This is a genomic window from Stenotrophomonas sp. (genome assembly GCF_032103445.1).
Lineage (GTDB): Bacteria > Pseudomonadota > Gammaproteobacteria > Xanthomonadales > Xanthomonadaceae > Stenotrophomonas.
Window position 1 is genome coordinate 24,393 of sequence record NZ_DAMDFR010000040.1, and the last position, 11,350, is coordinate 35,742.

An 11,350-nucleotide genomic window follows, 5' to 3' on the forward strand; every position below is an offset into this window, starting at 1 on the left:
CGCCGTTTCCGCTCAGCCGTGGGAATGAATGGTCACACCCTGTACCACGCGGTTGACCGTGCCGTCGGGGAAGGGGTTGTCGGGCGTGTAGCCCATCGCGGCCGAACGCTGCAGGGCATAGCCCTGTGCCATCAGCAACCACAGCGGAGCCAGCCAGCTATCGGAAAAGTCGGGGGCGTCCAGTACGAAGTCGCCTTCGGCACGTTCTGCGCTGGATGGGCCGACGGAAATGACCCTTCCGGCGATGCCGTCGCTGCGCAGTTCGTCCAGCAGGTCCTGCTCGTAGCGCCGCGCCAGCGGCTGTGCACTGCGCAGCATCACCACCAGCGTGTCGCCATCGAGGGTGGACTTGGGCCCATGCCGGAAGCCCAACGGCGTGTTGGACAGCGCCAGCACCCGGCCGGCCGTGAGCTCCAGCACTTTCAGGGCGGCTTCGCGCGCGCTGGCTTCCAGCGGTCCGCTGCCCAGGTAGATGACCCGTGCGCACGGCCACTGCGCCAGCGCTGCGATGGCGGCATCCCACTGGTGCAGGGCGGTGCGGCCGTGTTCGGCCAGGGCGCGCAGCCGCGCTACGCGTTCGGCCCAGGGCGCTTGATCGAACACGGCCAGTGCCGCCAACAGCATGCAGCTGAGGCTGCTGGTCATGGCGAAGGCCTGGTCGCAGCTGACCGGTGGCATCAGCAGCGAGCAGGTGTCCTGCCGTCCGCTGCCATGCCGGGCCAAGGCACCGTGGGCATTGCAGGTGATGTGCAGGAACCGCGCGGACGGCACGCTGGCCTGCACCTGCTCGACCACCGCCACGCTTTCCGGGCTGGAGCCGCTGCGGCCGAAGCTGACCAGCAGGGTGGGGCGGTCGGCCTTCAGGTACAGCTGTGGGTGGGTCAGCAGGCTGGTGGTGTGGACGGCACGGATGTCGGCCGGCCATTGCGCGTTGATTGCGTCAGCGACCATCTCGGCGATGAAGCCGGAACTGCCGGCACCGGTGAAGATCACCCGCTGTTCGGGCTGCGACAGGGCCGAGCCGAGGAAGGCCTCAAGTACGGGCTGGGCCGCTTCGAGCAGGTCGGCAACGGCAGCCCACAGCGCAGGCTGCTGGACGATTTCCCCGGCAGTGTGGGCACCGCCACGGGACTGCCAGGCGGCGAGGTCGAATAGTGGGGGCAGTTCCATACGTACTTCCTGTTGGACGGGCTCACGATCTGGGTTTTCTTTCGAAATGTCAAATATCGAAAGATTTAAATAAGTTTGCTCGGTCACAGTTTTCGAAACGGTTGTCGCCGACAGCCTCTTTTCTTTTGCGTATCCCTGCGTATCAAAAGAGAAAAATGGCGTATTCAGAAGCGATTTAGAAAGTGGTGCTTTGCATCAACTTTCGTTTGTCGTAAAAACTCCTTCTTTTTGCTTTCACTTTATTGACATCTTTCGAGAGGCTGCCCTAGAGTCGGCCGCAGGGAGTCATTCCCCGTTTTCTCATCCACCTCACCGTTCTCCGTCTGCAGCCTGCGTGGCTGCGGTGCGGGCAACTGTTGCCGGAACAAACCGCACGAGGAGCCAAGATGTTGAACGTACGCCACCGCCAACGCCGCATCCCCGCCACCCGTTTATCGCTTGCGCTGGGCATCGCCCTGATCGGAACCGCGCCGGCCTTCGCCCAGGACAGCGCCGCTGACACCGGCCCGGATGAACGCACCACCGAACTGAGCCGGGTCCAGGTCACCGGCTCCAACATCCGCCGCTCGGACGTGGAGACCAGCTCTCCGGTGCAGGTGATCCGCAAGCAGGACATCGAGAACATGGGGGCGCGTACGCTGCTGCAGGTGCTGGACAACCTGCCGGCCGCGCGGCCGGCGCAGCAGGATTCGCGTTCGTTGTTCACCGGCTCCGACGGGGCCTCGCAGGCCAACCTGCGTGGGCTGGGCGCGCAGGGCACGCTGGTGCTGCTCAATGGTCGTCGCCTGTCGTACTACGGCGCGCCGGCTGGCTTCCAGACCCAGTTCGTCAACATCGACGCCATCCCGGCCGCCGCGATTGAACGCATGGAAGTGCTGACCGACGGTGCGTCCGCGGTGTACGGCACCGATGCGGTGGCCGGTGTGATCAACGTGATCACCAAGCGTGACTACCAGGGGGCCGAGGTCAGCATCACCACGGACACTTCCTCGCGCATCGATTCCTATGGCGAGCACCAGGCCAGCATTACCGCCGGGTTCGGCGACCTGGATGCGGACCGCTACAACGTCTATGCCAGCGTCAACCTGTACCGTCGCGACGCCATTCCGCTCAGCGACTACTACGACAAGCGGCCCAGCCAGTACTACGTCAACAACCCCAACTACCTCAACAGTCTGCGCCTGGGCGTTGGCAGCCGGCCGGGGGAGTTCAACCCGGGCACCTACTTCGCCTTCGACCCGGTGACCGGGGCGCGCCGCCAGGAAGCCGCGCCGGGATGCAGCACCGCCATCACCGAAGCATCGGGCACGCGTTGCGTCTGGGAAACCTGGATGAACCGAGAGATTGATTCCGGCGCGGAAACCAAGCGCAACACCGCCTACATCAGCTCGCACTTCCTGATCGGCGACAGCACCGAAGCCTTCGCCGAAGCGACCTACACCGACATCGACCTGCGCGCCAACGCCGGCACGCCCAATGCCTACAACACCACGACCGGCAATCCGAGCAGCTGGTTCTCGCGCAACACCGGCACCACCGTCAATCAGTTCCGTACGCCCTACCTGGGCCCCAACAACGTGTACAACAACGCCAGCCCTGAGCTGAAGGCGTTGATGGGTGGGGTGGTGGGCCTCAACTACCTGCTGCAGGATGTCGGCAGCGGGCATTTCGGCCAGCGCAACACCGACCAGAGCTACCGCGTGCTGGCCGGCCTGCGCGGCGACATCGGTGACTGGAACTGGGAAACCGCATTGGCCACGGCGGGCACCCATTCGGTGACCTACCAGACCATCAACGTCAACCTGGACGGCTTCGAGCGCGCATTCGGTCCGTACAGCATTGAACCGGGCACCGGCCGGGTGATCATCTCCGACAATCCGGCCTACCAGTTCGGGGTGATCAACGAAGCCAACGCCGCGCTGATCCGCGAGGCCTTCCCCACCTTCGACATCCAGTCGTGGACACGTCTGCACACCCTGGACGGCAAGATTGAAGGGCCGCTGTTCCAGCTGCCTGCGGGAGAAATGCGCGCGGCGTTCGGGTTCAATGCCAGCCGCGAGACCTTCTACACGCCCGGCAACGAAGACGCCGCCAACGGCCTGATCACCCAGCAGGGCGGCTCCTGGTTCGATGGCAAGCGCAACACCTATGCGCTGTTCGCCGAGACGGTAGCTCCGATCACCGACAAACTGGAGTTGGATGCCGCGCTGCGCGTGGACAAGTACCCCAACTTCAGCGCCAACCTCGCGCCCAAGATCGGCGTGAAGTACCAGGTGCTTCCGCAGCTGCTGCTGCGCGGCACCTACTCGGAGGGGTTCCGCGCGCCCAGCCTTGCTGAAGCCGGCACCGGTGGCGTGTTCGCGCAGCTGGGCGGCTTCGAGGATGACATCCGCTGCGACGAGACCAATGCCATCGCCAACCTGCTGCGGCAGTCGGCACGCAGCGGCGACGTCGACCTGGGCAATTCGCTGCTCAACAGCGACTGCAGCCGCACCGTGGCGCGCATGACCCAGCCCAACCAGGACCTGAAGCCGGAGAAGGCGAAGATCTCCACGCTGGGCCTGGTCTATGAGCCCGCCAGCTGGTTGAGCGTGTCGGCCGATTACTGGTTCATCTATCGGCGCAACGAAATTGCCGCGCCGGACTACAGCAAGCCCGAAGACATCCAGTCGATGACCCGCAACCCGATCAGCGATGCCGACCGCGCCAACGTCGAGGCGGTGGCCGCGATGTGCGCCGATCCGGCCAGCGGCGTGGTCTGCCCGGGCACGCTGCCCAGCTACAGCGTCGGCAATGTGTCCAGCGTGGTGGGCCAGTACAAGAACCAGGGCCGCACCCTGGTCGATGGTTTCGACATCGACGCACGCAGCCGCTTCAGCCTGGGTGACTTCGGCAGCCTGAACATCGGCGTGGCCGCGACCATCGCCCGGCGCAAGCAGTACTACATCGACGACACCTCGCGCTGGTACTACGGCAACACCATCGGGTATTACGGCAACCCGCGTCTGCGTGCGACCTTGAATGCCGACTGGACGTACCGCCAGGTCACCACCAGCTTCTTCGTCAACTACGTCGGCACTACCAAGTGGGCCTATGACCAGATCGACGCCGAGGACAACAATCCGGAGACCTGCACCGCCAGTCGGCTGAAGGTGAACCCGGCGCAGTGCGGCGGCGTGCCGTCGTGGTGGACCGCCAACCTGAGCGTGGGCTGGCGGCCAGATGAGCACTGGACCCTTGGCGTCACGGTCAAGAACCTGTTCAACCGCCTGCCGTTCTATGACCCCCAGGGTTTTGCCGGGGACTCCAGTGACTATGCCAGCATCTACGGGCGCAGCTACAGTCTGCAGCTCGGTTATCGGTTCTGACCCTTACCAGCGGAGCAACGTTTCATGAAGCGTAGGGAATTCATCGCGGCCAGTGCCGCACTTGCGGCCACCAGCCTGTTGCCGGAGACGCCCGCGTGGGCGAAGGCGCGTACGTTGAAGCTGGGGCTGATCGGCACCGGCATGCGCGGCCAGGTGCTGCTGAAGGAGCTGGTGCGGCGCGACGACGTGCAGGTGGTGGCGTTGTGCGACATCGAGCCGATCATGCTCAAGCGCGGTCTGGACATGGTGGCCAAAGCCGGCAAGCCGGCTCCCACCGCCTATGGGCAGGACGGTGACGTCAACGCCTGGAAGCGCCTTCTCGAGCAGCGCGGTCTGGATGGTGTGATCATTGCCACGCCGTGGGAGTACCACGCGCCGATGGCCATCGCGGCCATGCAGGCCAAGGTGGCGGTGGGCTGTGAGGTGGTGGCCGGGATCACCCTGCAGGACCATTGGGATGTGTTGAACACCCAGCTGCAGACCGGCACGCCTTACATGCTGCTGGAGAACGTCTGCTACCGGCGCGACGTGATGGCCGCATTGCAGATGGTGCGCGAGGGTCTGTTCGGCGAGCTGGTGCACCTGCAGGGCGGCTACCAGCATGACCTGCGCTGGGTGAAGTTCAACTCCGGCGACCCCAGCCAGCCGTACGACAGTGGCGTGGAGTTCGGCCCGAAGGGCTGGTCCGAAGCGCGTTGGCGTACCGCACATTCGGTGAATCGCAACGGTGAGCTGTATCCCAGCCATGGCATTGGTCCCTGCGCCATGTACACCGGCATCAACCGCGGCAACCGTTTCACGCATATCAATGCATTTGCCAGCAAGGCGCGCGGGCTGCACGAGTACACCGTGGCCAAGAGTGGCGGCACCACCCACCCCAGCACCCAGGTCAAGTTCAAGCTGGGTGACATCGTCACCACCACGCTGGCCTGCGCCAATGGCGAGACCATCCTGCTGCAGCACGACACGTCGCTGCCGCGTCCGTACTCGCTGGGCTTCCGCGTGCAGGGCACCAAGGGCCTGTGGATGGACCTCAACCAGTCCATCCACATCGAAGGGCGCAGCCCGCCGCACAAGTGGGAGGATTTCCAGGTCTACCAGGACAAGTACGAGCACCCGCTGTGGAAGCAGAACGCGGCCACCGCGGCCAGCGCGGGCCACGGTGGCATGGACTGGTTCGTCATCCATGCGTTCGTCGAGGCGCTGAAGGCGCGTGCGCCAATGCCGATCGACATCTATGACGCAGTGACCTGGAGTGCGATCACGCCGTTGTCGGAGCAGTCGATCGCCAACAGCTTCCAGACCCTGGAGTTCCCGGATTTCACCAAGGGGGCCTGGCAGCAACGCAAGCCGATCTTCGCTTTCGACGGCCGCTATTGAATCGAACGCCGGGCACCCGCCTGCATCCGCCATGCCGTAGAGCCGGGCTCTGCCCGGCTGCGCCGCGACCGCGCACCGCCAGCCGGGCAGAGCCCGGCTCTACGAAAGGTGCCAGCCCTCCCACGCCGTAAACGCTGCCACCGCAAGGAGCACCGCGCCAACCAGACGCGCGAGCAGCAGATCCGCCGCAGGCTTCGCGCCAAGCCAGGCTTTTACGCGATCCCCGGCCAGCGCCATGCCGCCGTACACGGCGGCTTGGCAGGCTGCGATGATCATCCAGAGTACCAGTGCCTGAAGCCAGAGAGGGCCATAGTCAGGCTTCAGGAACTGCGGAAAGACAGCCAGCATGAAAAGGTAGGCCTTTGGGTTGAGGAGGCAGGTGGCCATGCCTTTACCGAAGGTTGCCGCACCGCTTCGCACGCGCGTCGATGTCGACGCGCCGATCGCAACACGACTACGCAGCAATGTCCATCCAGTCCACGCAATGTAAAGCGCGCCCGCCACCAGCATGAGATTGAACGCCGCCGGCATTAGCTTCAGCACGGCCATGACGCCCAGTGCGCCCAGCAGTACGTGGCATGCGCCACCCGCGATGACACCGGCGGTTGCCAACAGCCCCGAGCGCTGGCCGCCAACCAGCGCGCTGGCCATGACGTAGGCCATATCAAGCCCGGGCAGCAGGACAACACCCAGAACCATCAGGAAGAACAACCAGAGATGCGCGGTTTCGATCATGGCGTGTCAGCACGTTCCGGTCCGAGGAACCATCAGGCTAGTGACCATTCAGGGCGGAATCCGCCCTGATTGAACGTACACTCGTCGCCATGAGTTTTCCGACCACGCGTGTCCTGACCGTTCTTGAGCTGCTTCAAGCCCATGGCCGCATGAGCGGCCCCGAGCTGGCGCGGCGGGTTGGCGTCGACGGCCGCACTCTGCGCCGCTACGTCGCCTCATTGGAGGAGATCGGCATTCCAGTCACCGCAGAGCGCGGTCGCCATGGCGGCTACGCTCTGGTGCCGGGCTTCAAGCTGCCCCCGATGGCGTTCACCAACGATGAGGCGCTTGCACTGGCGCTTGGGCTGCTTGCTGCACGGGGCCTGGGCCTGTCGGGCGTGGTCCCCGCCGTCGCAAGTGCATCTGCCAAGCTCGAGCGGGTGATGCCGGAGGAGCTGAAACAGCGTGTCCGTGCAATTGACGACACAGTGGCACTGGATCTCGCCAAAGCCGACGCGCGCGGTGCCGGTGCCGACAATGCCGCGCTGGTGATCCTCAGCCAAGCTGCACAGGTGCGTCAGCGCGTCCACTTGATCTACCGTACCGAACGCGGTGCCAGCGAACGCGACGTTGATCCTTGGGGCTTGGCATGGCGCGGCGGCCGCTGGTACGCCGTAGGGTACTGTCACCTGCGCAGGGGGCTGCGCTCGTTCCGGCTTGACCGCATCGAGCAGGTGCATGCCGTGCCGGCAAGCTTTGGCCGTCCAGAAGGCTTTGACGTACTTGCGCACCTGGTCTCTTCGATGGCCACGCTCTCCCGCACCCACGCGATCGAAGTGCTGTTACATGCCGATATCGCCACGGCGCAACGTGAAGTTTTCGAAACGATTGGCGTACTTGAACCCGCTGGCGGCAGCACACTTCTGCGTGCTCAAGCTGACGACCTTGATTGGTTCGCGCGTGAGTTGTCACGGCTGCCATTCGAGTTCGAGATCCGTCAGCCTGATGCACTCCGAGTGGCACTGTTGGCGCAGGTTGAGCGTTTGCAACGCCGGCACGGTGGGGGGAGCTAGTCGTGGGTCTCGCCTGACAAGGGCGTCCTTCGCATCGACTCGCGCGTTTCGAAGGCATCAAACCAATCGACCAACCGGGGATGTCCCTCGCGGAAATCCGGCAGCTCGCGAAACGCAATCCAGCTCAAGGCGGTGGCCACGGCGATGTGCCCCACATGGACGGGTTCGTTGCCGTCGATTTCCTGTTCAAGCCACTCATAGGTGGTCAGGAGCTTGTCCGTATAGCCGTCGCGCAGTGGTGCATAACGCAGCTCGGCAGGCCGTCGAACCGTTTCCCAGCGTAGTGCGATGCCAGCGTCGCACACGCCTTGCGCCGCCGCCTGGAGACGGAGCGCGCGCCAACGCGCCTCGCCCTCCTGCGGGATGAGGCGTGGTCCGGGATGCCGCGTGTCGAGGTAGGCGCAGATGACGTCCGAGTCGAAGATCGCATCGCCATCGGGGCGGAGCAGCACCGGCACCTTGCCCAGGGGATTGCGGGCGAACACCTCCGCATTCTTCACCGTTGGGCTGGTTTCCTGGTGAATGACCTCGAGTGAGGTGGCGATGCCGGCCTCGTATGCGAACACGAGCGCTTTGCGGGCATAAGGCGAGTGGGTCTGGTAGAGAAGTTTCATCGCCCTGGATTCCAGCAGGACCCCGTAGAGTCGGTTCTCAGCCTGCGAAGGAAAAATGGCGCGCCCGGAGGGAGCCGCATAATCGTTTGAATGCTTTGATACATAAGGATTCTAGGGTCTGGCGTTGACTTAGTTACCGCCATAGTTACCGTCAAGGCTCGTGCGTTAGCTATTCCGAGCGTGCATCCCGGGCACCTGGTGCCACAGGGGCGCGTCCAAGCAGAGCAGCAACGAAAAGACACAGAGCGCTAAGCGCCCATGCAAGCGCGACGACCACAGCTGCCAGCAGAACAAGCGCGACGAGGGCGAAGATGAGGGTAGCCATCTGGGCAATCTAACAGCCCGTCTGGGGCCGTGGTTCACTTGCCCGGCACCCGGTGACACCAATGCGGCGCAGGCGCATACCTGGGCGATACAGTGAGGTTGCAGGGCACAGGAACCGATAGGGAGGTGACGACGTGCCTATCGACGCTCTGCACCCGGCGCGCGCACTCGTCTCCCCGCCACGCCTGCACACTTCATAGGGTGCTTTTTCTGCAGCACCTGCGCTCGAGGCAACCGCACGCCTGGCAACGCTATGGGGGCTAAATCGGCACGGGCGGCTTACCTGCGGAACCCTGCGCCTAGGACGAGCGAGCTCGGGTCAAGAGATAGGGAGCGGGAGCAGCACCAAAGCACGGCGAGAGAACAGGGAAATGCTGGTGTCCAAGAGCGTCCAACTGACAATTCACCAGATATAGTGTGCTTCAGAAACGCTATGGAAAGAGGACCGGTAGCGTCCTTCGTGTAACACCCATCAACCGAGAGGCAGTGATCGCCATCATCGCGATCATCCTTGTGTCATAACAGTTTCGGATAAGTTGGAGGCGATCTTCTTGACAAGTTTGGCTAACTTCATTTCCGGCCTGCCCATAAAGCTGGTAACAGCGGTAACACCGGTAACGCTCGCTTGGTGGTCCAATCAAATCAACTAGTTACATGGATTTGCATCCCGGCATCGGGCTGGTAACAAGTGGTAACATCGGTAACACCAGCTAGCGGGCGGCAACCATGCGCTCATGGACGAGGGCACGTGCTCAGCTGCACGGGCAACATCTGCTCCGCAGCTGGTGCAGTCGGTCTTCGCCACTTTTCCACCCCCGGCACCAGGCTCTGGCAGGGTTTCAGGGGTTCAGCCGAAAAGAAATGCCGCTATCAACGACAACCAGCCAAATCGTCTTCGCCACAATTGGTAGTACTAGGCCTCTTCCTTGGGTGCCCAAAGCATCTGATCAGTGGTGGCGTCTCTAAAATTCAAGTTGAAAGGTGCCTCAATGGAAAATGCAGGTCCCGTTACTCCGGCCTCCGGAGACATCACACTTCGATTTCTAGAGCTGTCCCAGTTCCGTCGCCTCGGCAAGGTTCAGCTGGACGTCCATAAGAAGACCACTATCCTGGTCGGAGCGAACAACAGCGGAAAGACCTCGGTACTCGTCGCTCTCCGTCACTTCCTCGCAGACGGCTCTCCTTTTGGTGCTTTTGACATCAGTCTCTCGCAGTGGCCGACGCTGCGAGCTCTTGGTAAGGCATGGGAAACGCTGGCGGAAGACCCGTTGACCGTGACAGGAGACGAGGCCCACTGGACGCAGCAGCTCCAGACTCTTGTCTCGACCATGCCGACGTTAGACCTCTGGTTTGATGCGGAGGCAGGCATGTATCACTACGTTGCACCATTTCTTTCCAAGTTCAGTTGGAAGGGCGGTGCCGTCGGTATCCGACTACGGTTGGAACCAGCGTCGACCGTTGAAGAGCTAAAGCAACTCGCCTGGACATACCGCACGGCGCGCGAACCAGTGAAAGATATGGGTGCGGACTCGTTGGCCTGGCCCATCGACCTTCTGGATTTTTGGCTGCGCGAACCTTCAAAACTCGGTCAGGTTCGCGCATACAAGCTCGATGCAGAGAAAAACCCTATAACTGGCTTCAAGACCTACGTCACGCAGCCCCTTGCTGCAAACGCCAACCATATTGAACGTAAGCATCTGTCGAAGGTCATACGGGTAGATTTTGTTGCGGCTCAGCGCGGTCTAGGAAGCGAAGAAGCTGAGTCGAGGTCCGCCTCTGGACCTCATCGAGTTGGCATGTTCTCAAACCAGCTCCTCAAATTCGCCCGTCAACACTTGAACGTCGCCAGCACCGGGCATGGTCACCGAGCGGACCTCATTAAAGCCGTGGCGGAGGCGCAGCGAGACCTCGATAAGAAGATTCACGAAGCCATTGCCGATTCGGTTGAGGAGGTTAAGACTCTCGGTTATCCAGGTCTGCACGACCCCCAAGAGATTCGCTTTCGCACGCGCATTCAGACGGCTGACCTGCTAGACCATGGAACCGCAGTGCAGTACAGCATGCAAAAGGAGTCGCTTGAAGAGCTCCTCCCTGAACACTCCATCGGACTCGGTTACCAAAACCTGCAGTCCCTCAGCTACCAGCTGGTCTCATTCAAGGCTGTCCGGCTTAAACCAGAAAAGGGGTCGCCTGCCCCGGTTCACTTGGTGATGATTGAAGAGCCTGAGGCGCACCTGCATGTGCAAGTGCAGCGCATTTTTCCTGACAAGGCCCACAAACTCATAAGCCCGACAGGGGTGGACGCATCTGCGCTCAAGAGCCAGCTGATGATCAGCACCCACTCGAGCCATCTTGCGCACGCCGAGGACTTCGACCGCCTGCGATACGTCCGGCGCATTGCAAAAAGCGCGAATAACCCGATGCCGACGACCGAAGTGATCAATCTTGGTAAGGTGTTCGGCGATGACAAGAAGACACGTCAGTTCGCAGAACGGTACTTCCGCGTTCAACACACCGACCTGCTATTCGCCAATGCGGCCATTTTCGTGGAAGGCGTTGCTGAGCGCATGCTCGTCCCTCTCTTCATGGAGCGGGACTTCAAGGAGCTGAATGGCCGATATGTGTCATTCCTTGATATCGGGGGGAGCCATGCCGGTAATCCCCCCTCAGAATAGAAGCAGCCATAAGTGGAATTTTCTCGTAATCT

7 protein-coding genes are annotated in these 11,350 nt (G+C 62.4%); 4 read left to right on the forward strand and 3 right to left on the reverse strand.

Annotation, left to right across the window (positions count from 1 at the left end):
• Positions 1 to 12 precede the first annotated feature (12 nt).
• Entirely contained in the window at positions 13 to 1,170 is a 1,158-nt protein-coding gene (locus RT551_RS14380; RefSeq protein WP_313459902.1) for an SIS domain-containing protein, read from the reverse strand.
• A gap of 386 nt (positions 1,171 to 1,556) precedes the next feature.
• Here RT551_RS14380 and RT551_RS14385 point away from each other — a divergent pair, with 386 nt between their 5' ends.
• Both RT551_RS14385 and RT551_RS14390 read left to right on the forward strand, forming a co-directional pair.
• Entirely contained in the window at positions 1,557 to 4,538 is a 2,982-nt protein-coding gene (locus RT551_RS14385; RefSeq protein WP_313459904.1) for a TonB-dependent receptor, read from the forward strand.
• Positions 4,539 to 4,562: 24 nt separating this feature from the next.
• The gene (locus RT551_RS14390) at positions 4,563 to 5,918 is read left to right on the forward strand and encodes a Gfo/Idh/MocA family oxidoreductase (RefSeq protein ID WP_313459906.1); all 1,356 of its coding nucleotides are present in this window, start codon (positions 4,563 to 4,565) and stop codon (positions 5,916 to 5,918) included.
• 99 nt (positions 5,919 to 6,017) lie between these two features.
• Here RT551_RS14390 and RT551_RS14395 read toward each other — a convergent pair whose 3' ends face one another.
• Positions 6,018 to 6,653, reverse strand: coding sequence for a LysE family translocator (locus tag RT551_RS14395; protein WP_313459908.1), 636 nt, complete (start codon positions 6,651 to 6,653; stop codon positions 6,018 to 6,020).
• 89 nt (positions 6,654 to 6,742) lie between these two features.
• Between RT551_RS14395 and RT551_RS14400 the strand changes: the two genes are divergently transcribed.
• Positions 6,743 to 7,705 (forward strand): YafY family protein, encoded by a 963-nt coding sequence (locus RT551_RS14400; RefSeq protein ID WP_313459910.1) that lies wholly within the window; start codon positions 6,743 to 6,745, stop codon positions 7,703 to 7,705.
• On the opposite strand, the gene RT551_RS14405 is transcribed toward RT551_RS14400, so the two are convergent.
• Positions 7,702 to 8,319: a glutathione S-transferase family protein gene (locus tag RT551_RS14405; RefSeq protein ID WP_313459912.1), complete on the reverse strand. Its 618-nt coding sequence runs from the start codon at positions 8,317 to 8,319 to the stop codon at positions 7,702 to 7,704. The genes RT551_RS14400 and RT551_RS14405 overlap by 4 nt on opposite strands.
• Positions 8,320 to 9,632: 1,313 nt before the next feature.
• Here RT551_RS14405 and RT551_RS14410 point away from each other — a divergent pair.
• Positions 9,633 to 11,318, forward strand: coding sequence for an AAA family ATPase (locus RT551_RS14410; RefSeq protein WP_313459914.1), 1,686 nt, complete (start codon positions 9,633 to 9,635; stop codon positions 11,316 to 11,318).
• Positions 11,319 to 11,350: the final 32 nt, after the last annotated feature.

Bases quoted from the DNA above. Each gene is read 5' to 3' on its own strand.
- RT551_RS14380 (WP_313459902.1), bottom strand. From the start codon at position 1,170: ATGGAACTGCCCCCACTATTCGACCTCGCCGCCTGGCAGTCCCGTGGC.
- RT551_RS14385 (WP_313459904.1), top strand. From the start codon at position 1,557: ATGTTGAACGTACGCCACCGCCAACGCCGCATCCCCGCCACCCGTTTA.
- RT551_RS14390 (WP_313459906.1), top strand. From the start codon at position 4,563: ATGAAGCGTAGGGAATTCATCGCGGCCAGTGCCGCACTTGCGGCCACC.
- RT551_RS14395 (WP_313459908.1), bottom strand. From the start codon at position 6,653: ATGATCGAAACCGCGCATCTCTGGTTGTTCTTCCTGATGGTTCTGGGT.
- RT551_RS14400 (WP_313459910.1), top strand. From the start codon at position 6,743: ATGAGTTTTCCGACCACGCGTGTCCTGACCGTTCTTGAGCTGCTTCAA.
- RT551_RS14405 (WP_313459912.1), bottom strand. From the start codon at position 8,319: ATGAAACTTCTCTACCAGACCCACTCGCCTTATGCCCGCAAAGCGCTC.
- RT551_RS14410 (WP_313459914.1), top strand. From the start codon at position 9,633: ATGGAAAATGCAGGTCCCGTTACTCCGGCCTCCGGAGACATCACACTT.